Origin of the sequence: Brevundimonas sp. MEB006b, assembly GCF_030209705.1 — a bacterium.
Taxonomy (GTDB): domain Bacteria; phylum Pseudomonadota; class Alphaproteobacteria; order Caulobacterales; family Caulobacteraceae; genus Brevundimonas.
Genome location: NZ_JARVRL010000006.1, coordinates 433,500 through 455,680, shown reverse-complemented (window position 1 = coordinate 455,680; position 22,181 = coordinate 433,500). Strand labels below are relative to the sequence as shown.

Genomic DNA, 22,181 nt, shown 5'->3' with positions numbered 1-22,181 from the left:
CAATCGTGCCGATGTTGCAGTGCGGCTTCGTCCGTTCGAACTTTTCCTTGGCCATTTTCTAGCTCCTAAGGTCCCCGAACCGGGGTTCCTGCAGTTTGGGGGTTAAGGACGCCCGGTCCTTACGGTCCGGGCGCATATAGGCGGGCTTTCCGAAAAGGGAAAGCTTAGGCGTACTTCTTGATCACTTCGTCGGCGACGTGTTGCGGCACCGGCTCGTAGTGATCGTATTGCATGGTGAACTGGGCGCGGCCCTGCGACATGCCGCGCAGCGTGTTCACATAGCCGAACATGTTGGCCAGCGGCACGAAGGCGTTCACGACGGTGGCGTTGCCGCGCATGTCCTGACCCTGGATCATGCCGCGACGGCCGTTCAGGTCGCCGATGACCGAGCCGAGGTATTCCTCGGGGGTCACGACTTCCACCGCCATGATCGGCTCGAGCAGCTTGGGCGAACCCTTCTCCTTCAGTTCACGGAAGGCGGCGCGCGAAGCGATTTCGAACGCCAGCACGCTGGAGTCGACGTCGTGGAACTTGCCGTCCGTCAGCGTCGCCTTGAAGTCGATCAGCGGGAAGCCGGCCAGCAGGCCATTGTCCTTGGCCGAGTTCAGGCCCTTTTCGACGCCGGGGATGTATTCCTTCGGCACCGCGCCGCCGACGATCGAGTTCTCGAACACGAAGCCCGAGCCCGGCTCGCCGGGTTCGAAGGTGATCATGACGCGGGCGAACTGGCCCGTACCGCCGGTCTGCTTCTTGTGCGTGTAGTCGATGTCGACCTTGCGGCCCAGCGATTCACGATAGGCGACCTGCGGCGCGCCGATGTTGGCCTCGACCTTGTAGGTGCGCTTCAGGATGTCGATCTTGATGTCTAGGTGCAGCTCGCCCATTCCCTTCAGGATCGTCTGGCCCGACTCGTGGTCGGTCGAGACGGTGAAGGAGGGATCTTCCGAGGCCAGCTTGGCCAGGGCGACGCCCAGCTTCTCCTGGTCGCCCTTGGTCTTGGGCTCGACCGAGATCTCGATGACCGGCGCCGGGAACTCCATCTTCTCCAGGATGACGGGCGACTTGATCGGGTCGCACAGGGTGTCGCCCGTGCGGGTTTCCTTCAGGCCGGCCAGGGCGACGATGTCGCCGGCATAGGCTTCCTTGACGTCTTCACGGTTGTTGGAGTGCATCTGCAGCATCCGGCCGACGCGCTCTTTCTTGTCGCGGCTGGAGTTCAGCAGCGACTGACCGGTTTCCATCTTGCCCGAGTACAGGCGGCAGAAGGTCAGCGAGCCGACGAAGGGGTCGTCCATGATCTTGAAGGCCAGGACCGACAGCGGCTCTTCGTCCGAAGCCTTACGCACGACGGGCTCTTCGGTCTTGAAGTCGATGCCCGGGGTCGGCGGGATGTCCAGCGGCGACGGCAGGTAGTCGACGACGGCGTCCAGCAGCGTCTGCACGCCCTTGTTCTTGAAGGCCGAGCCGCACAGGATCGGATAGAAGGCGCCGGTCAGAACGGCCTTACGGATGCACTTCTTGATGGTGGCTTCGTCGGGCTCGTTGCCCTCGAGGTAGGCTTCCATCGCCTCGTCGTCCAGCTCGACGGCGTTGTCGATCAGGTACTGACGCGCGGCGATCGCTTTGTCCATCAGGTCGTCGGGGATCGGCACGTCCTTATAGGAGGCGCCCAAGCCGTCGTTGTCCCAGACCACGCCGGTCATACGGACCAGGTCGACCAGACCCGACAGCGAGGATTCAGCGCCGATCGGGAACTGGATCGGCACGGCCTTGGCGCCCAGACGGTCGCGGATCGACTCGACCGAGGCGTCGAAGTCGGCGCCGATCTTGTCCATCTTGTTGACGTAGACGATGCGCGGCACCTTGTACTTGTCGGCCTGGCGCCAGACGGTTTCCGTCTGCGGCTCGACGCCGGCGTTGCCGTCCAGCACGGTCACGGCGCCGTCGAGGACGCGCAGCGAACGTTCGACCTCAATGGTGAAGTCCACGTGGCCGGGGGTGTCGATGATGTTCAGGCGCTTGCCCTGCCAGAAGGCGGTCGTCGCGGCGGACGTGATGGTGATGCCGCGCTCCTGCTCCTGGTCCATCCAGTCCATGGTCGCAGCGCCGTCGTGGACTTCGCCGATCTTGTGGGATTTACCAGTGTAATACAGGATCCGCTCGGTCGTCGTCGTCTTGCCCGCGTCGATGTGGGCCATGATGCCGAAGTTGCGGTAGTCCTCGAGCTTGTGAGTGCGGGCCATGAAAGCGTGCCTTGAAAATTTCAGGACGCTCAGGTGCGCCCTCGGAAGGATGTCGGTGTTCGGATAAGCGAGCGCGGGCGATTTAACTTAAACCGCCCGCGCCGGAAACCCTTAGATAGTCAGCGCAGATGACGCTTTGAAGGCGTTACCAGCGATAGTGGCTGAAGGCGCGGTTGGCTTCGGCCATCTTGTGGGTGTCTTCACGCTTCTTGACCGCGGTGCCGCGGTTGTTCGAGGCGTCCAGCAGCTCGGCGGCCAGCTTCTCGGTCATGGTGTTCTCGCCACGCTTGCGCGCAGCGTTCACCAGCCAGCGGATGGCCAGGGCGCGGCGACGGTCCGGACGGACTTCGACGGGCACCTGATAGGTGGCGCCGCCGACGCGACGCGAGCGCACTTCGACCGACGGGGAGACGTTGTCCAGGGCGGCGTGGAAGGTCGCGACCGGCTCCTGGTCCTTCTTCTTCTCGGCCAGGATGTCGAAGGCGCCGTACACGATGTTTTCGGCGACGGCCTTCTTACCTTCGTACATGACGTAGTTCATGAACTTGGTGACGACCAAGTCCCCGAACTTGGGATCCGGCAGAACTTCACGTTTCTGGGCGCGGTGACGACGCGACATGGGGTATTCCTTGCAGTGCCCGACCAACGCCGGGAAGATCTCGAAAAGGCCTCCGGGCGCGACGGCCCGGAGAAGAATGGCTTACTTCGGACGCTTGGCACCGTAGTGCGAACGACGCTGCTTACGGTCCTTGACGCCTTGGGTATCCAGAACGCCGCGCAGGATGTGGTAGCGAACGCCGGGCAAGTCCTTCACGCGGCCGCCGCGGATCAGAACAACCGAGTGTTCTTGCAGGTTGTGGCCTTCGCCGGGGATATAGCACACGGCTTCGTAGCCGTTCTTGGCCAGACGGACCTTGGCGACCTTACGCAGAGCCGAGTTCGGCTTCTTCGGGGTCGTGGTGTAAACGCGGGTGCAGACGCCGCGACGCTGGGGCGAACCCTCCAGAGCCGGCACCTTGTTGCGGGTGGGCTTGGGCTTGCGCGGCTTGCGGATCAGCTGGTTGATCGTAGGCATTCGAAACTCGTCTCGACTTCTGATGGAGGCGTGTGTCTTTCGACCGAAGCGCCTCTCGCCTTCTTGTGAACGGGGGACCATCCCCTCGCCCGGGTGTCATCGAGACTGATCGCGCGACCACCCAAACAGAAAAACCGGAACGCGCGCTTTGGGCGTTCCGGCGGGCACAGCCCGTCCGTTGGATTGTCACGATCTCAGCGACCGGCGAACCGGTCACGCCTCGAAAGTGGGCGGCTTCTACGCGCGATGGGCGCGAAGGTCAAGGCGGAGACGTTAACACTCCAGCATGCAGCCGCTTCGATGAAGCCTAGCGGTCTTCAATAGAGCGACCTTTCGCCCGAAACCCGCCACGCTTCGCGCTCAGCTTGACGACACGACCAACCGGGGATGGGTCATGGCGGGGCTGGCCAGAACAGGGGCGATTGCGCTCTCGCTTGTGGTGAACGCAGTCCTGCTGACGCTGCTCGCGGTGGAGGACCGCCGCCCGGCGCCGCGTCGTATTTCGGGACACTCGCCTATCTACATCGAGATCGAGCCTGTGATCATAGGGGCCAAGGCCCGGAAAGCGCCGGTGGCTGCGCCGCAAGCGCAGGACCAACGCCGGGCGCGAGTCCGTTCGCGCGATTCCGAGGCTGCGGGATCGGAGCCGACCGTGACGCCGACATCGGATCGTCCGGCCGCGCCATCCTATGACCCGCGCTGGACAGTCCGACCAAGCCACTTACCCGACGCCGCCTGGCCGACGGGGAACGCGGCGCGCAATGGCGGACCGGACTGCCGGCCCGAAAGCGCACGGTCCACGCAGGACCGGCACGCTTGCCGTGCGCGGGCGATCGCGGCCGATGAATCATCGCCGCCGATGGTGCGCTCCGGCGACGAGGAAAGGACGGCGGCCTTCGCCACGGAAGCCGCCGTCAAGAAACGCTGGCGCGACTACCGCGAGGGCGACGGCGCCTACCCCGGGCTGCGGTCGCTGTTTGGCATGAACTGAGGATGGCTGCAGTTGACCTCTCACCTGGGACGACGACACCGACGAAAGCGCCCCGCTGTCTTGGCTGGCGCAAGGCGGGCTTTACGGTTGCAGCACTCGGGCTGAATGCGGGCGCCGTCGTGCTTCTATCCATGACGGATCCGGGGCTGCGCGCTCGTTCGCTGCGGCCTACGCCGATGATCGTCTATCTTGAGGACGCCTGGCCGTCCTTGGTCCGCGCGCCAAGAGCTCCGTCTGTCACGTCCTCTGAGGACGCCATGGCCGCGCCCCAAGGCGCGCAGGCGTCGCAAGGGGATGCGCCGATCAGAGGCGATCCGGCGACGTCGGCGCCCCCGCCCTCGCCCATAAGCCAAGCGAAAGCAGACGACATGATCGACGCCCGCTGGCGGGTCGGCGGCGCTCTTGCGGGGCCGAGATTGCCTTCCCTTTCGTGCAAAGCCCCGCACCGCCTCGCGCCCGACGACCGACGCCGCTGCGAGGAGCCCTGGAGCGGCGGCGAAGCCACCCCTGTCATTCGGGGAACGGGGAACGCCGAGCGCGACGCCGCCTTCGCGCGACAGGGGGCGCGTCGTCTGGCGGCCTGGGAAGCTCAGCGCGCCGATCCGCCACGCGGAGATCCTCAGTGCGTAACGCCACATCCGATGGCAGGATGCGAGCGCGTGAACATTCAGGTCGAACTCTTCTCCTCGCGAGATGGCTTCCTGCCCAATCTCAGAAAGCGTCGCGAATGACCGCAGCCTCCGCGCCCTCCCCTGGCCCATGGCCGCGACGAACTCGTCCGGACTGGCGCAAGGTCGCCTTGGCCACAGCCTCGGTCGCCATCAACGCAGGGCTGATCGCCACCCTCTCTCTCACCGCGCTGGGGATTGACGCTCCGCCGAGCGCGCCCGATTCACGCCCCCTCTACATCGACATCAGCCCACGCCCTCTCCTGCCGAATGAGCGGCCCCGCCCTGCGATGCAGACGCCCGAGCCCGTCGTCATGTCCGCATCGCGTGACGCTGGCGGCATCGACGTCGCTCCCACAGACAGGGTCGCGTCCGCACCGGACAGTCGCCCTACCCCAATCCGTCCCCGCATCGCTGCGCCCGCGCCTGAGAGCTCTCCCGCTCCACAGGACGCCTGGACGGTCAATCCGAACGACCGCGCCGGGGCCATGTCCCGCGTTCTGCGTCAGGGCCTGATCGGCTGCACCACGCCGCAACAGCTCAACGCCGCCGAGCGCGCCCATTGCCGCGAGGATGCCATGCGACGCGGAATGAACGCCGCTCCGATCACCGGCACGGGCAACCCCGAACGTGACGCCGCCTTTGCGCGCGAAGGCGCGCGGCGTCTGGCTGAATGGGAGGCGCGCCGTCGTCCTCTGTCCGGCGGCGTCGGCGTGGTGGGCCCGGCGGACTGCGTCGGCTCGAACTTCGGCACAGGCTGCGCCGGCGCCCTATTGCCCGACGTTCCCAGCGTTGACATGCGTCAAGGCGCTGAGACGACAATCAATCGAGGCGAACGCCGCCGCCAGGGCTTCTCAGCCAGCATCGGCGGAGTACGAATCGGCGGTAAAGACTGACAATGAGGTCAGCGATGATCCAGGCAGTGGATGTCGTGCATAACCTCGCCAAGATGTATCGCGGCTATGGCTAGACCGACGTAACCCACACCGCACCAGAGGACGATATTAAAGGCCATCACGACGGGCGAAGCCCGTTTCTTGGTCATGACGCATCCTCCCCCCTCACAATCAGAAGGAAAGCTCTGACCACAATCAAGGCGCGGTCAACGGCTCATAGAAAAAGGGCGGCGCCGTCGCCGGCGCCGCCCCCTTCATGTCTTCGCTTTTGAAACGAAAGATCAGCTCTCGCTGCTCTCCAGCTCCAGTTGCAGATCGGCCGGCAGCGGCTCGATCGCCTCTTCCAGAGCCGAGGTCAGTTCTGCATCTCGCTCGTTGGCGATCTTCTGCAGGCTGCGCAGGTAGGCGCCGGTGCCGGCCGGGATCAGGCGGCCGACGATGACGTTTTCCTTCAGACCTTCCAGCATATCCTTCTTGCCGTGGACCGAGGCGTCGGTGAGGACGCGAGTGGTCTCCTGGAAGGACGCCGCTGAGATGAAGCTGCGGGTTTGCAGCGACGCCTTGGTGATGCCCAGCAGGACGGGCTGGGTGGTGGCCAGGCGGCCGCCACGCTTCTCGACCTTGGCGTTTTCCAGAACGGCTTCGGCGACTTCGACGGTGTCGCCGCGGATCAGGGTGGTTTCACCCGAATCTAGCACTTCCACCTTCTGCAGCATCTGACGCACGATGACTTCGATGTGCTTGTCGTTGATCGGCACGCCCTGCAGTCGATAGACCTCCTGCACTTCGTTCACCAGATACTCGGCCAGCGCCTCAACGCCCTGGATGCGCAGCAGATCGTGCGGATCCGGGTTGCCGTCGATGATGTAGTCGCCCTTCTGGATCAGATCGCCGTCGTGGACGGAGATGTGCTTGCCCTTCGGGATCAGGAACTCGACCGGTTCGCCCTGCACGCCGTCGGCGTTGGGCTCGGGCGTGATCTTGATGCGACGCTTGTTCTTGTAGTCGCGGCCGAATTCAACGCGACCATCCATCTCGGCGATGACCGCGCAGTCCTTCGGACGGCGAGCTTCGAACAGTTCGGCGACGCGCGGCAGACCGCCGGTGATGTCGCGGGTCTTGGCGCCTTCGGTCGGAACGCGGGCGATGATCTCGCCCGGCTTGACCTCATCGCCGTTCGACACAGACAGAACCGCGCCCACGGGCAGCAGATAGCGGGCGTCCGAACCGGACGACAGCTTGGCGTAGGCGTCACCCAGGGTGACGCCCATGGCCGGACGCAGGTCCGAACCGCGCGGGCTGGCGCGCCAGTCGCTGACGACACGCTGGGCGATGCCCGTCGCTTCGTCGGTTTCTTCCTTGACCGACAGGCCTTCGACCAAGTCCTCAAAGCGCACGACGCCGCCGACTTCCGTCAGGATCGGGGTGGTGTAGGGGTCCCACTCCGCCAGGCGTTGGTTCTTCTTGACCTCGTCGCCGTCCTTGACGCGGATGCGGGCGCCGTAAGGAGCCTTGTGCGTCTCGCGGTCCTTGCCGTCCACGACCACGGTCACGATGACGTTGCGGCTCATGGCCACCAGGTCGCCGTGGGCCGCGACGACGGTCGGGCCGGTGACCTTGGCCGTACCGGCGTTGGTCGCCTCCATGAAGGAGGTTTCCGCCACCTGGGCCGTACCGCCGATGTGGAAGGTCCGCATCGTCAGCTGGGTGCCCGGCTCGCCGATCGACTGGGCGGCGATGACGCCGACCGCTTCGCCGATGTTGACGTTGGTGCCGCGCGCCAGGTCACGGCCGTAGCAGTGGGCGCAGATGCCGGCTTCTGCCTCGCAGGTCAGGGCCGAACGGACCTTGACCGACTGGACGCCCGCGGCCTCGACGGCCTCGGCGACTTCTTCCACCAGATAGGTGTCGGCGGGGAACAGGACGGTATCGGTGCCCGGCTCCTTGATGTCCTCGGCTGCATAGCGACCCAGGATGCGCTGACCCAGCGAGACCAGCACGTCGCCGCCTTCCATCACCGCACGCAGGGTGATGCCGCGCGTCGAGCCGCAATCCTGCTCGGTGACGATGGAGTCCTGCGCCACGTCCACCAGACGGCGGGTCAGGTAACCCGAGTTGGCGGTCTTCAGCGCGGTGTCGGCCAGACCCTTACGGGCGCCGTGGGTGGAGTTGAAGTATTCAAGGACGGTCAGGCCTTCCTTGAAGTTCGAGGTGATCGGCGTCTCGATGATCTCGCCGGACGGCTTGGCCATCAGGCCGCGCATGCCGCCCAGTTGCTTCATCTGGGCCTGCGAACCACGGGCGCCGGAGTTGGCCATCATGAAGACCGAGTTGATGTCGGGGTTTTCACCCTCGATCAGCACGCGCGGTTGCGCGATCTCGCCCATCATGGCGTCGGCGATCCGGTCCGTGGCCTTGGACCAGGCGTCCACCACCTTGTTGTACTTCTCGCCGCGCGTGATCAGGCCGTCGGCGTACTGTTGCTCGTACTCCTCGACCTGGGTGCGCGTTTCGGCGACCAGCTCGACCTTCTTGGCCGGGATCACGATGTCGTCCTTGCCGAACGAAATGCCGGCCTTGGCGGCTTCGCGGAAGCCCAGGCCCATCATCTGGTCGGCGAAGATGACCGTCGCCTTCTGACCGCAGTGGCGATAGACCACGTCGATCAGATTGCCGATTTCCTTCTTGGTCAGGTTCTTCTCGAGCAGGCGATAGCCGACGTTCGGGTTGCGCGGCAGCAGAGCCGCCAGCTTCATGCGACCCGGCGTCGTGTCGATGACCTTGGTCACCTCATTGCCTTCGGCGTCCTGTTCCGTCCAGCGCGCCTTGATGCGCGTGTGCAGGGTGACGACCTTGGCGTCCAGCGCCGCATCGATCTCGCCGATGTTGGCGAACAGCTTGCCTTCACCCGGCTCGCCGTCCTTGACCAGCGACAGATAGTACAGCCCCAAGACGATGTCCTGCGACGGCACGATGATCGGCTTGCCGTTGGCGGGCGACAGGATGTTGTTGGTCGACATCATCAGGACGCGCGCTTCCAGCTGGGCCTCGAGGCTCAGCGGGACGTGAACGGCCATCTGGTCGCCGTCGAAGTCGGCGTTGAAGGCGGTGCAGACCAGCGGGTGCAGGCGGATGGCCTTGCCCTCGATCAGCTTGGGCTCGAACGCCTGGATGCCCAGACGGTGAAGCGTCGGCGCGCGGTTCAGTAGAACCGGGTGCTCGCGGATGACCTCGTCCAGGATGTCCCAAACGGCGGGCTGCTCACGCTCGACCATGCGCTTGGATTGCTTGACGGTGCCCGACAGGCCCTTGGCGTCCAGGCGCGCATAGATGAACGGCTTGAACAGCTCCAGCGCCATCTTCTTGGGCAGGCCGCACTCGTGCAGCTTCAGTTCCGGACCCACGGTGATGACCGAACGACCCGAATAGTCGACGCGCTTGCCCAGCAGGTTCTGACGGAAGCGACCTTGCTTGCCCTTCAGCATGTCGGCCAGCGACTTCAGCGGACGCTTGTTGGCGCCCGTGATCACGCGACCGCGTCGGCCGTTGTCGAACAGGGCGTCGACGGACTCCTGCAGCATCCGCTTTTCGTTACGGATGATGATGTCCGGCGCGCGCAGTTCCATCAGGCGCTTCAGGCGGTTGTTGCGGTTGATGACGCGGCGATACAGGTCGTTCAGGTCGGAGGTCGCGAAACGACCGCCGTCCAGCGGCACCAGCGGACGCAGTTCCGGCGGAATGACCGGCACGATCGTCAGAATCATCCACTCGGGCTTGTTGCCCGATTCCAGGAAGGCCTCGATCAGCTTCAGGCGCTTGGACGCCTTCTTGGCCTTCATTTCCGAGGGATTGTCGGCCAGCTCGGCGCGGTGCTTTTCAGCTTCCGCGTTCAGGTCGATGCCCATCAGCAGGTTGCGGACGGCCTCGGCGCCGATCTCGGCGGTGAAGCCGTCATCGCCGAACTCTTCCTGGTAGCGATAGAACTCGTCTTCCGTCAGCAGTTGGTTCTGCTTCAGCGGGGTCAGGCCCGGCTCGGTGACGATGTAGTTTTCAAAGTACAGGACGCGCTCGACGTCCTTCAGCGCCATGTCCAGCATCAGCGAGATGCGGCTGGGCAGCGACTTCAGGAACCAGATGTGGGCGACCGGCGCAGCCAGGTCGATGTGACCCATGCGCTCGCGGCGAACGCGGGCCAGGGTGACTTCGACGCCGCACTTCTCGCAGATGATGCCCTTGTACTTCATGCGCTTGTACTTGCCGCACAGGCATTCGTAGTCCTTGGTCGGGCCAAAGATACGCGCGCAGAACAGGCCGTCACGCTCGGGCTTGAACGTACGGTAGTTGATGGTTTCCGGCTTCTTGATCTCGCCGAACGACCACGAACGGATCTTCTCGGGCGAGGCCAGGGCGATCTTGATCTGGTCGAAGGTCGGGGTGACCGGGACCGGGTTGAAGATGTTCAGGACTTCCTGGTTCATCTTGATTCCTTCTGCGGGGCTGACCCGCGAAAATTATTCAGAACGGAGAAAAGCGGAGGGATCGCCCTCCCCCGCCGTGGCGAGAGAGGGCTCGTGATCCGAATCAGCTGTTCCCCAGCTCCACGTTCAGACCCAGCGAACGCATTTCCTTGATGAGCACGTTGAAGCTCTCGGGAATGCCGGCCTCGAAGCTGTCGTCGCCACGGACGATGGCCTCGTAGACCTTGGTCCGGCCGGCCACGTCGTCGGACTTCACCGTCAGCATCTCCTGCAGGGTGTAGGCGGCGCCGTAAGCTTCCAGAGCCCAGACCTCCATTTCCCCGAAGCGCTGACCGCCGAACTGCGCCTTGCCGCCCAAAGGCTGCTGGGTGACCAGCGAGTACGGGCCGATGGAGCGGGCGTGGATCTTGTCGTCGACCAGGTGGTGCAGCTTCAGCATGTAGATGTAGCCGACCGTGACCGGACGCTTGAACTGCTCGCCGGTCTGACCGTCGTACAGGATCGACTGGGCCGACTTGTTCAGCCCCGCCTCTTCCAGCAGACGCTCGATGTCGCCGATGTGCGCACCGTCGAAGACGGGGGTCGCGAAGGGCACGCCCTTGGACAGGTTCTTCGCCAGTTCGATCAGTTCTTCCTCATCCTGCGGCAGCGGGGTCTCTTCGCCATAGATATGCGTCAGACGATCGATCAGCGCCTGCTTCTGACCACCAGCCTGCCAGGCTTCCAGCAGACCGGAGATCTGCTTGCCCAGACCGGCGGCGGCCCAACCTAGGTGGGTTTCGAAGATCTGGCCGATGTTCATGCGCGAAGGCACGCCCAGCGGGTTCAGAACGACGTCGACGTGCGTGCCGTCTTCCAGGTGCGGCATGTCCTCGATCGGCAGGATCTTGGAGATGACGCCCTTGTTGCCGTGACGGCCGGCCATCTTGTCGCCGGGCTGAAGCTTGCGCTTCACGGCCACGAAGACCTTGACCATCTTCATCACGCCGGGGGGCAGTTCGTCGCCGCGCTGCAGCTTCTCGACCTTGTCTTCGAAACGACGGTCCAGTTGCTTGCGAGCGTCCTCGAACTGGCGCTTCATCGCTTCCAGCTCGCCCATGGCCTTTTCGTCGTCCAGGGCGATCTGCCACCACAGACCACGGCTGACCTCGGCCAGCTTCTCGTCGGTCAGTTCGCCACGGCCGATGCCCTTGGGCCCCGACACGGCGTTCTTGCCCACGATCAGCGGCTTCAGGCGGCCGTAGACGTTGCGCTCGAGGATTTTGAGCTCGTCGTCGCGGTCCTTGCCCAGACGTTCGATCTCAGCGCGTTCGATCGCCATGGCGCGCTCGTCCTTGTCGACGCCGTGACGGTTGAAGACGCGAACGTCGACGATCGTGCCGGCGACGCCGGGCGGCAGGCGCAGGGAGGTGTCGCGCACATCCGAAGCCTTCTCGCCGAAGATGGCGCGCAGCAGCTTCTCTTCCGGCGTCATCGGGCTTTCGCCCTTCGGCGTGACCTTGCCGACCAGGATGTCGCCCGGCTGGACCTCGGCGCCGATGGCCACGATGCCCGCTTCGTCGAGGTTGCGCAGGGCTTCCTCGCCGACGTTGGGGATGTCGCGCGTGATTTCCTCAGGGCCAAGCTTCGTATCGCGGGCGGCGACTTCGAACTCTTCCAGGTGGATCGAGGTGAAGACGTCGTCGCGCACGATGCGTTCGGAAATCAGGATGGAGTCTTCGAAATTGTAGCCGTTCCAGGGCATGAAGGCGACCAGGGCGTTGCGGCCCAGAGCCAGTTCGCCCAGGTCCGTCGACGGACCGTCGGCGATGACGTCGCCGCCCTTCACCTGATCGCCCACGCGCACGATCGGGCGCTGGTTGATGCAGGTCGACTGGTTCGAACGCTGGAACTTCGACAGGCGGTAGATATCGACGCCCGAGCGGGCGGCGTCCACGTCGCCGGTGGCGCGCACGACGATCCGGGTGCCGTCGATCTGTTCGACGACGCCGTCACGACGGGCGACCACGACGGCGCCGGAGTCCACGGCCACGACCGCTTCCATGCCGGTGCCGACCAGCGGCGCGTCCGACTGCACCAGAGGCACGGCCTGACGTTGCATGTTGGCGCCCATCAGCGCGCGGTTGGCGTCGTCGTTTTCCAGGAACGGGATCAGGGCGGCGGCGACCGAAACGACCTGTTTCGGCGACACGTCCATCATGTCCACGGCGTCCTTGTTCAGGAGCTGGGATTCACCGTTGATCCGGCCGGGGACCAGGTCCTCGACGATCTGACCGTTCTTCAGTTCGATGTTGGCCTGAGCGATCGTGTATTTCGACTCTTCCATGGCCGAGATGTAGACCACCTCGCCCTGCGCCTGGCCGTCCTTCACGCGACGGTACGGGCTCTCGATGAAGCCGTACTTGTTGACGCGCGCGTGGGTGGCCAGCGAGTTGATCAGGCCGATGTTCGGGCCTTCCGGCGTTTCGATCGGGCAGATGCGGCCGTAGTGGGTCGGGTGCACGTCGCGGACTTCGAAGCCCGCGCGCTCACGCGTCAGACCGCCCGGGCCAAGCGCCGACAGACGACGCTTGTGGGTGATTTCCGACAGCGGGTTCGTCTGGTCCATGAACTGCGACAGCTGCGACGAACCGAAGAACTCGCGAACCGCGGCGGCGGCCGGCTTGGCGTTGATCAGGTCGTGCGGCATGACCGTGTCGATATCGACCGAGGACATGCGCTCCTTGATGGCGCGCTCCATGCGCAGCAGACCGACGCGGTACTGGTTTTCCAGCAGCTCGCCGACCGAACGGACCCGACGGTTGCCCAGGTTGTCGATGTCATCGATCTCGCCGCGGCCGTCCTTCAGGCCGACCAGGATCTGCAGCACCTTCAGCACGTCTTCCTTGCGCAGGACGCGGATCTCGTCGGAGACCTCGGGGCTTTCCAGACGCATGTTCATCTTGACCCGGCCGACGGCCGACAGGTCGTAGCGTTCGCTGTCGAAGAACAACGAGTTGAACATGGCCTCGGCGGCTTCCGGAGTGGGCGGCTCGCCCGGACGCATCACGCGATAGACGTCGAACAGGGCGTCCTCGCGGTTGTCGTTCTTGTCCACGCGCAGGGTGTTGCGCATGTAGGCGCCGACCGTGACGTGGTCGATGTCCAGCACTTCGATGGTGGTGAAGCCGTTCTGCTCCAGCACTTCGATGGTCGGGGCGTCCAGTTCGTCGCCGGCCTCGGCGAAGATTTCGCCGGTCTCGAAGTTGACGGCGTCATTGGCCAGATACTTGGTGACCAGGGCGTCGGCGGCCAGCGACAGCGAGGTCGTCGTCTCGCCAAGCTTCTTGGCGGCGCGGGCGCTGATCTTCTGACCGGCCTGGGCGACCACTTCGCCGGTGTCGGCGTCGATCAGGTCGAACTCCGGCTTAACACCGCGCCAGCGCTCGGCCTTGTAAGGCGTGACCCAGCCTTCACCGCGCTTCTCGTAAGGCACGGTCTCGTAGAAAGTCTTCAGGATTTCTTCGCCGTCCATGCCCAGACCCATCAGGAAGGTCGTGGCGGGCAGCTTGCGGCGGCGGTCGATGCGGACATAGACCACGTCCTTGGCGTCGAACTCGAAGTCGAGCCACGAGCCGCGGTACGGGATCACGCGGGCGGCGAACAGCAGCTTGCCCGACGAGTGCGTCTTGCCCTTGTCGTGGTCGAAAAAGACGCCCGGCGAACGGTGCATCTGCGAGACGATCACGCGCTCGGTGCCGTTGACGATGAAGGTGCCCTTATCCGTCATGAGCGGGATGTCGCCCATGTAGACGTCCTGCTCCTTGATATCCTTGACCGAACGGGCTCCCGTTTCCTCGTCGGTTTCGAACACGATCAGGCGCAGCTTGACCTTCAGCGGCGCCGCATAGGTCATGTCGCGCTGAATGCACTCCTCGACGTCGTACTTCGGCTCTTCGAACTCGTACGAGACGTATTCCAGGATGGCGCGTTCGTTGAAGTCCTTGATCGGGAACACCGACTTGAAGACCGCCTCGATGCCCTGCTCCTTGCGGACGCCCGGACGGACTTCGCGCTGCAGGAACTGTTCGTAGGAAGCGCGCTGAACCTCGATCAGGTTCGGCATCGCGATCGCTTCAGGGATACGCCCGAAGGATTTGCGGATGCGCTTCTTGCCGGTGAACGAGGTGGCGGAAGCGATCTGACCGTTGATGGCGAGATCGTGGGCGACGTCAGTCATTCAGTGTTTCCCATGGCGCACGCCCCGGGGAAGGCGTGCGTGAAATGCAGCAGCCACGGCGCGCGTCTCCGCGTCCGCAGCCAGGGTTTCGGCATCCACCCTCGGCCCGCTGCCGGGCCAGGACGCCTGAAATGTACCGGCTCCCTGGGAAGGAGCCGCGCCTTCGCTCGGTCGGAGGGCGACGGACCGGGCCTCGGCGCTTGCGCGCAGACTCATATGGAGTGTTGCGGAGCGCGCACATATACGCGCATTCGCGACGAAATAAAGGCCCCAGGGAACCTTTTCGACAGAGCCGACCAATCTCGTTGCGAGCGACGACGGCCTGATCTAGCGTCGCCTTATGACACGGATCGCCCTGCCCCTGCTTGCCGCTCTGGCCCTTTCCGCCTGCGCCACCCATCGCGAGCCGGTGACCTATGCCGAGACGGCTTCGGCCGCCGCGCGCGCCGCCGATCAGGTCAATGGCCAGGGGGCCCTGACGCCGCAGCAGGCCTGGGACGCCGGCAATACCGCCTACCTCGCCTGGAACGGCGCCCGGCGCGGCTGGACCACCACCGAAAGCGGCCTGCAATATCGCCGCGTCGGCAAGGCCCACCCCGAGGGCGCTCAGCCCAAGGCGACCGACACGGTCAAGGTCCACTATCGCGGCACCTTCATCGACGGACGCGAGTTCGACAGCTCCTACGCCCGCAACGAGCCGGCCGAATTCCCGCTGAACCGCGTCATCAAGGGCTGGACCGAGGGCGTAGCACTGATGCGCGTCGGGGAAATCTACGAGTTCGTCATCCCCGCCTCGCTGGGCTACGGCTCGCGCTGGGTCGGCGGCGACGAACTGCCCCCCAACTCCACCCTGCGCTTCTCGGTCGAACTGCTGGACGTCAAGCCGGGCTGAAGACCGAAACAGGATGGCTGGCGACCGCGCTCCATCCTATTTCGACACCCTGATCGCAGCCTATTCAACGACTTAGGCGCTCGAAGCGTCATTGTTCCGGCCATAGCCGACGCCGCCCGCATCATGGGCGGCATGGCCGATGACATCTCCGATCCCAATCCGAATTCGCCCGACTGGACCCGACGGTCCGCCGCAACCTGGGCCGCCGCCCGCAAAGACTATCTCGCCGGGGGGTTCGCCCGGGAGGTCTGCGCGCGCCACGGTCTCAGCCTGTCGACCTTCCGTTGGCGCGCCCGCACGGAGGGCTGGCGCCGTTCGGACCAGCCGCACGGCGCGGTCTTCGAACCGCTCGACGCCTATGAGTTGGACGCCATAGACCAGCGCCTGCCCTGCAACGCCGCCGACATGGCGCGTCTGGCCTGGGCCAATGCTTCACGGGCGATGATCGACGGCAAGCTGATCGAGGCGCGGGGCTGGTCCCGGCTGCACAAGGATCTGGAGGCCATCGCCAAGATCGACGACCATGCCGTGCGCTACTACCGGGGCATGGCCAACGACCCGAAACGACAGCACAATCTGCCCACCACGCCGCCCCTGCGTCCGATGGAGGAGGACTGATCCAAATTACACCTCCTTGCATTTTGCACGCGTTTTCTGGGTGCAGTGCAATTTCGGATCAGCGCTGACGCTTGACGCCCTGCCCCCTGCGTCGGACTGTCGCGGCTCCCCAGTCGCCTGAAGAGTCCTCGATGATCCGTTCTTGCCTGCGCGCCGCCCCGCTCGGCCTCGCCCTCCTATTGGCCTCGACCGCCCCGGCCGCCCTGGCGCAGCAGGCCTCGACCACCCCGCCCGCCCTGCCCGCGCCCCTGCCCCCGATTCCTGAAGCGCGGGACGTCGCCTATCCCGGCGTCATCACTCTGGACGTCGACGCCACCAACCTGGCCCAACACATCTTTGCGCTGAAGGAAACGATCCCGGTCACCCAGGCGGGACCGATGACCCTGTTCTTCCCCGAGTGGCTGCCGGGCAACCACGGCCCTGTCGGCCCCATCGCGCAGCTGGCCGGCATCGAGATCACCGCGAACGGCCAGCGGGTGCAGTGGGTTCGCGACACCCTGCATCCCTTCGCCTACCACGTGGTCGTCCCGGCCGGTGCGACGGCGCTGGACATCACCCTGCAGCACCTGTCGCCGACGACCGGAAATCAGGGCCGCATCACGATGACGCCCGAGATGCTGAACATCCAATGGGAGAAGATGCTGCTCTATCCCGCCGGCCATTGGTCGCGGAACATCACGGTCCAGCCCACGGTCAAGTTCCCCGCGGGCTGGCAGTTCGGCACGGCGCTGGAGCCCGAAACCAAGGCCGGCGACGTCCAGACGTTCAAGCCCGTCAATCTGGAAGTGCTGATCGACAGCCCGGTCTTCGCCGGCGTCCACTATCGCCAGATCGACCTCGATCCCGGCGGCCGCTCGCCCGTTCGCGCCAACATCGTCGCGGACAAGGCCGACAGCCTGAACGCCACCGACGAGCAGATTCAGATCCTGCGCAATCTGGTCGCCCAGATGGACCGGCTGTATGGCGCGCGCCACTTCGACCACTACGACTTCCTGATCGCCATGACGGACAAGCTGGGCGGCATCGGGCTGGAGCATCACCGCAGTTCGGAAAACTCGGTCGATCCCGCCTTCTTCACCGGCTGGGACACCCATCTGTCCGACCGCGACCTGCTGAGCCACGAGATGAACCACTCCTGGGACGGCAAATGGCGTCGCCCCGCCGACCAGTATGTGCCCAACTTCAACTCACCCCTGCAAAACAGCCTGCTGTGGGTCTACGAAGGCCAGACTCAGTACTATGGCCAGGTGATCGCCGCCCGCTCGGGCCTGCTCAGCAAGCAACAGGCGATGGACGCCCTGGCCATGACCGCCGCGACGTTCGACACGCGCGTCGGCCGCGAATGGCGCGCGATGCAGGACACGACCAACGACCCCATCATCAGCCAGCGCCAGCCCAAGGGCTGGCTGTCGTGGCAGCGCGACGAGGACTACTATTCGGAGGGCCAGTTGATCTGGCTCGACGTCGACACCACGATCCGCGAAAAGACCGGCGGCCGGAAGTCGCTCGACGACTTCGCCCGCGCCTTCTACGGCGTCCAGGACGGCAGCTATACGCCCGCTCCCTATACGTTCGAGGATGTGGTCGCGGCCCTGAACGGCGTCGTCGCCAATGACTGGGCGACCTTCCTGCGCACCCGACTGGACGCCGATGGCCCCGAGGCCCGCGCCCCGCTGGACGGTCTGGCGCGCGGCGGCTGGCGGCTGGCCTATTCGGACAAGCCCACCGATTACATGAAGACCCTGTACGCCGAGCTGAAACGCAACGATTTCACCTATTCGCTGGGCTTCCAGACCGGCGAAGGCAACAAAATCCGTAGCGTCCAGTGGAACGGCCTGGCCTTCAAGTCGGGCCTGGCCGCCGGGATGGAGATCGTCGCCGTCAACGGGCAGGCCGCCAGCGCCGAACGCCTGACCGAGGCCGTCACCGCAGCCAAGGATCCGTCGACGCCCATCACCCTGATCGTCAAGGACGACGAGCAATACCGCACCGTCGTCTTCGACTACCACGACGGCCTGCGCTACCCCCGCCTTGAACGCATCCCGGGCACGCCTGACCGCCTTGGCGACATCCTGACGCCCCGCCGGCGCTAAAACGTCGAACACATACGTCTCCTCCCCATTGCGTGGGGAGGTGGCGCGGCGCTTCTTCAGCGCCGTGACGGAGGGGCTCTTCACCGCCTCACAGGTGCCTGTGGGACTTCAAGAGCCCCTCCACCGCTTCGCGGTCCCCCTCCCCATTTCATGGGGAGGAGACACAACGCCACGCTTGACGCATCGCCCCTCGCCCCCGACGGTGCGGCTTCCTCGCCGAACCGGATGACCGAATGCTGCGTACCCGCCTGACCGCCGCCTGCCTCGCCGTTCTGATGACGGCCGCCGCTTCGCCAGTTCTGGCCCAGAGTTTCCAGTCCACTCCGGTCGTCATCGATGCGACCCAGGCGCCGCTGGCCCTGCCCCGCGCCCAGCCGGCCATCCCGGCGCCGCAAGACAAGCCCTATCCGGGCGTGATCCAGTACCGCGCCGACATCACCGACCTGGACCGTCGCATCATCAACGTCAGCCAGACCATCCCGGTCGCCAGCCCGGGCCCGCTGACCCTGCTCTATCCGAAGTTCCTGCCCGGCAACCACGCCGCCACCGGCCCGATCCAGCTGTTGTCCGGCCTGACCGTCACCGCCAATGGCCAGCGGATCGAGTGGCTGCGCGACACGCTGGACCCTTACGCCTTCCACCTCGACATCCCAGCGGGCGTGACCAGCATCGAGGTGCAGTTCCAGCAGCTGACCCAGTCCGACAGTTCCAACTGGCGCGTGCTGATGACCCCGGGCATGGTCAATCTGCAGTGGGAGAAGGCCATCTTCTATCCGGCCGGCTATTTCAGCCGCCAGATCCAGGTCGCCCCCTCGATGGTCCTGCCCGCCGGCTGGAAATACGGCACCGCCCTGACCACGGCGTCTCAGGACGGCGACGTGGCGACCTTCGCCCCGACCGACCTCTACACCCTGATCGACAGCCCCATCTTCGCGGGCGCGCACTACCGCCGCGTCGACATCGACCCCAGCGGCGAGCGCGTCCACCTGAACATCCTGGCTGACGAGGCCAAGGGTCTGGCCGCTACCGACGACCAGCTGAAACTGTTCGAGAACATGGTTCAGCAGGCCGACCGCCTGTTCGGCGCCCGTCACTTCGACAACTACGAATTCCTGTTCGCCCTGACCGATCAGATGGGCGGCATCGGGCTGGAGCATCATCGCTCGTCCGAGAACACCGGCGCGCCCGACTTCTTCACCAACTGGACCAAGAGCGCCGGCGACCGGGGCCTGCTGCCGCACGAATACACCCACTCCTGGAACGGCAAGTTCATGCGTCCGGCGGACGAGCTGACCGCCAACCACAACGTCCCGACCCAGAACACACTGTTATGGGTCTATGAGGGCCAGACCGAATACTGGGGCGATGTGCTGGCCGCCCGTTCGGGCCTGCATTCCAAGGACGTGGCCCTGGCGACCCTGGCCAGCGTCGCCGCCTTCTACGACCAGCAGCCGGGCCGCCAGTGGCGCGCCTTACAGGACACCAACAACCACAATCTGCTGGGCTATCGCGTGCCGGGCCAGTTCACCTCGTGGATGCGCGGCACCGGCGACTACTACCGCGAAAGCCTGCTGGTCTGGCTGGACGCCGACACCCTGATCCGCGAGGGCACGAATGGCCGCAAGTCGCTGGATGATTTCGCCAAGGGCTTCTTCGGTCACGACGACGGCGAATGGGCGCCGCAAGGCTACAGGTTCGAGGATGTGGTCGCAGCCCTGAATGCGGTCTATCCCCACGACTGGGCCGCCTTCCTGCGCACCCGTCTGGACGCCGTCGGTCCCGACGCCCGCGCGCCGCTGGCCGGGATCGAGCGTGGCGGCTGGCGACTGACCTACACAGACACACCCTCGGCGGCGGAGAAGTCGGTTCAGAGCGGCTGGGCCAACGACTTCCAGTACTCGCTGGGCTTCACCCTGTCGGGCGACAAGCTGACCAACATCCGCTGGGGCGGGCCCGCCTTTGAGCGAGGCCTCGGCGCCGGCTGGAGCCTGGTCGCCGTCAACGGCAAGGCCGGCTCGGCCGAGGTGTTGCGCGACGCCGTCACGGCGGCGAAAGGGACCGACGCCCCAATCGAACTGTTGCTGAAATCCGGCGATCGCTTCCGCACGGTGGCCTTCGCCTATCACGACGGTCTGCGCTACCCCCGCCTGGAGCGGATCGAGGGCGCGCCGGACCGCCTGTCCGAAATCCTCGCGCCCCGCCGGCGCTGAAGGCGTCTCCTCCCCGCCTCGCGGGAAGGAGACACGCCCCTTACTTCAACAGCTTCAGCAACGCCTCGGCCGCCGCGTGCGACGAGCCGGGGTTCTGCCCGGTCACCAGCTTGCCGTCGGTCAGCACATAGGAGCCCCAGTCCGGCCCCTTGGAGTAGTCGCCGCCGTTGGCGGTCAGCACGTTCTCGACCAGGAACGGCACCACATCGGTCAGGCCCACGGCCTCCTCTTCGGAGTTGGTGAAGCCGGTCACCTTGCGGCCGTTGACCAGCGGCTTGCCGTCCGGCCCGTTCACCGACTTCAGCACGCCGGGCGCATGGCAGACGAAGCCGGTCGGCTTGTCCGCCTTGGCGAAGGCCTCGATCAGGGCGATGGAGTCGGCGTCGTTCGCCAGGTCCCACAGCGGTCCGTGTCCGCCGGGATAGAAGACGGCGTCGAAATCCTCGGCCTTCACCGACGACAGGACGACGGTCGAGGCCAAGGCGGCCTGGGCTTCGGGGTCGGCCTTGAACCGGCGCGTATCGTCGGTCTGGGCGTCGGGGTCGTCGCTCTTGGGGTCCAGCGGCGGCTGACCGCCCTTGGGCGAGGCCAGCACGATCTCCGCGCCCGCATCCTTCAGCGCGTAATAGGGCGCCGCCAGTTCTTCCAGCCAGAAGCCGGTCTTCTTGCCCGTGTCGCCGAGTTGGTCGTGCGACGTCAGCACCAACAGAATTTTCATAGGGGATGGCTCCGTCTTGGGGTGTCCACAGATGGGAAGCCGCACGGCGCCGCTCAAGACTGGCCTCGATGCCGAAAACATCCCACCCTGCCGGCCTCGATCAGCGGAGACGACGTCGCATGAAGCCTTGGTTCGGTCTGTTCGCCGCCCTGATGGGCCTGATGATCTTCAGCCCGTCGGCGCAGGCAGCCGGCCCCTGCAACATCGGACAGGCGGGCGCGACCCAGGCCGTCGCCATCGGCCGCAGCGGACGCACGATGCGGATCCACCTGCCCATGGGTTTTGACCCCGCAAGGCCGGCGCCTCTGGTCTTCCTGCTGCATGGCAGCGGCGGCACCGGAGAGAAGATGCTGGCGTCTTCCGGCTTGGCTGAAGCGGCGGATCGGCACGGCTTCATCGTCGCCGCGCCCGACGCCGGCATTCCGATCGATCAAGGTTTCGTCTGGAACATCCCCGGCGTGCCGACCGTCACCGGCGCAGTCCCCGGTCCCGGCGATGCCGACGACGTCGCCTATCTGACGGGAGCCATCGATTATCTGGCTGACCAGGGCTGCGTCGATGACAGCCGCATCTATGCGACGGGCTTGTCGGGCGGCGGGCGGATGGCGTCCTGGCTGGGTTGCGTCGCCGCCGACCGTTTCGCCGCCATCGCCCCGGTCGTCGGCTTGCGCGCCGGCAATCCCAGAAAGGACCGCCCGCAGGAGCCGGATCCCGCCACCTGCCGTCCCTCGCGCCCCATGCCGATCATCGCCTTCGCCGGCGACGCCGACACCACCAATCCGATCCAGGGCGGCGGCGCAGGCTATTGGAGCTACACCATGCATGCCGCCGAACAGCGCTGGGCCCAGCTGAACGGCTGCACCCAGGTGCGCGACACCCGCTGGATCGCCGACAATATCTATGAAGAGGGCTACGCCGCCTGCCGCGACGGCGCGGACGTGGTGGGCCGCATCACCTCAGGCGGCGGCCACAGCTGGGTCGCCGACAACGACGCCCTGTGGGCCTTCTTCGCCGCGCGAACACGCCCGCAGAACTGATGCACACCAAGCCCTAGCCCTAGTGCCGCCCATGGGCCTCAAG

The 22,181-nt window shown here is 65.5% G+C and carries 13 protein-coding genes; 7 read left to right on the top strand and 6 right to left on the bottom strand.

The window, feature by feature from the left end; genetic code table 11:
• Positions 1–164: 164 nt before the first annotated feature.
• From fusA to rpsL, 3 genes are all read right to left on the bottom strand, one after another.
• Positions 165–2,243, bottom strand: coding sequence for an elongation factor G (gene fusA, locus QRN13_RS11955; protein ID WP_066622735.1), 2,079 nt, complete (start codon positions 2,241–2,243; stop codon positions 165–167).
• Between the two features lie 145 nt (positions 2,244–2,388).
• Positions 2,389–2,862, bottom strand: coding sequence for a 30S ribosomal protein S7 (rpsG, locus tag QRN13_RS11950; protein WP_184278599.1), 474 nt, complete (start codon positions 2,860–2,862; stop codon positions 2,389–2,391).
• Between the two features lie 81 nt (positions 2,863–2,943).
• Entirely contained in the window at positions 2,944–3,318 is a 375-nt protein-coding gene (gene rpsL, locus QRN13_RS11945) for a 30S ribosomal protein S12 (RefSeq protein WP_008260482.1), read from the bottom strand.
• A gap of 394 nt (positions 3,319–3,712) precedes the next feature.
• On the opposite strand from rpsL, the gene QRN13_RS11940 reads away from it, so the two are divergent.
• Together QRN13_RS11940 and QRN13_RS11935 are read left to right on the top strand one after the other, a co-directional pair.
• Positions 3,713–4,309 carry a hypothetical protein gene (locus tag QRN13_RS11940; protein WP_284878065.1) on the top strand — a complete coding sequence of 199 codons (597 nt, stop codon included), beginning with the start codon at positions 3,713–3,715 and terminating at the stop codon, positions 4,307–4,309.
• Positions 4,310–5,036: 727 nt separating this feature from the next.
• Positions 5,037–5,873 carry a hypothetical protein gene (locus QRN13_RS11935; RefSeq protein ID WP_284878064.1) on the top strand — a complete coding sequence of 279 codons (837 nt, stop codon included), beginning with the start codon at positions 5,037–5,039 and terminating at the stop codon, positions 5,871–5,873.
• A gap of 281 nt (positions 5,874–6,154) precedes the next feature.
• Here QRN13_RS11935 and rpoC read toward each other — a convergent pair whose 3' ends face one another.
• Together rpoC and rpoB are read right to left on the bottom strand one after the other, a co-directional pair.
• Positions 6,155–10,351: a DNA-directed RNA polymerase subunit beta' gene (gene rpoC / locus QRN13_RS11930; RefSeq protein WP_055754901.1), complete on the bottom strand. Its 4,197-nt coding sequence runs from the start codon at positions 10,349–10,351 to the stop codon at positions 6,155–6,157.
• A 103-nt stretch (positions 10,352–10,454) separates the two neighbouring features.
• Positions 10,455–14,570 (bottom strand): DNA-directed RNA polymerase subunit beta, encoded by a 4,116-nt coding sequence (rpoB, locus tag QRN13_RS11925; RefSeq protein WP_066551888.1) that lies wholly within the window; start codon positions 14,568–14,570, stop codon positions 10,455–10,457.
• A 340-nt stretch (positions 14,571–14,910) separates the two neighbouring features.
• Between rpoB and QRN13_RS11920 the strand changes: the two genes are divergently transcribed.
• The 4 genes from QRN13_RS11920 to QRN13_RS11905 all read left to right on the top strand — a co-directional run bounded on the left by QRN13_RS11920 (position 14,911) and on the right by QRN13_RS11905 (position 20,383).
• Positions 14,911–15,462, top strand: coding sequence for an FKBP-type peptidyl-prolyl cis-trans isomerase (locus QRN13_RS11920; RefSeq protein WP_017506749.1), 552 nt, complete (start codon positions 14,911–14,913; stop codon positions 15,460–15,462).
• Between the two features lie 132 nt (positions 15,463–15,594).
• On the top strand, positions 15,595–16,080 hold the full coding sequence (locus QRN13_RS11915) for a hypothetical protein (RefSeq protein WP_284878063.1): 486 nt from the start codon (positions 15,595–15,597) through the stop codon (positions 16,078–16,080).
• 131 nt (positions 16,081–16,211) lie between these two features.
• A complete protein-coding gene (locus QRN13_RS11910; RefSeq protein WP_284878062.1) occupies positions 16,212–18,173 on the top strand; it encodes a M61 family metallopeptidase in 1,962 nt (653 codons plus the stop codon).
• Positions 18,174–18,406: 233 nt separating this feature from the next.
• Complete coding sequence (locus QRN13_RS11905) at positions 18,407–20,383, top strand: M61 family metallopeptidase (RefSeq protein ID WP_284878061.1); 1,977 nt, start codon at positions 18,407–18,409, stop codon at positions 20,381–20,383.
• Between the two features lie 40 nt (positions 20,384–20,423).
• Here the strand turns inward: QRN13_RS11905 and QRN13_RS11900 are convergent, their stop codons facing one another.
• Complete coding sequence (locus tag QRN13_RS11900) at positions 20,424–21,101, bottom strand: type 1 glutamine amidotransferase domain-containing protein (protein ID WP_055804574.1); 678 nt, start codon at positions 21,099–21,101, stop codon at positions 20,424–20,426.
• Positions 21,102–21,220: 119 nt separating this feature from the next.
• On the opposite strand from QRN13_RS11900, the gene QRN13_RS11895 reads away from it, so the two are divergent.
• The gene (locus tag QRN13_RS11895; RefSeq protein WP_284878060.1) at positions 21,221–22,138 is read left to right on the top strand and encodes a CE1 family esterase; all 918 of its coding nucleotides are present in this window, start codon (positions 21,221–21,223) and stop codon (positions 22,136–22,138) included.
• Positions 22,139–22,181: the final 43 nt, after the last annotated feature.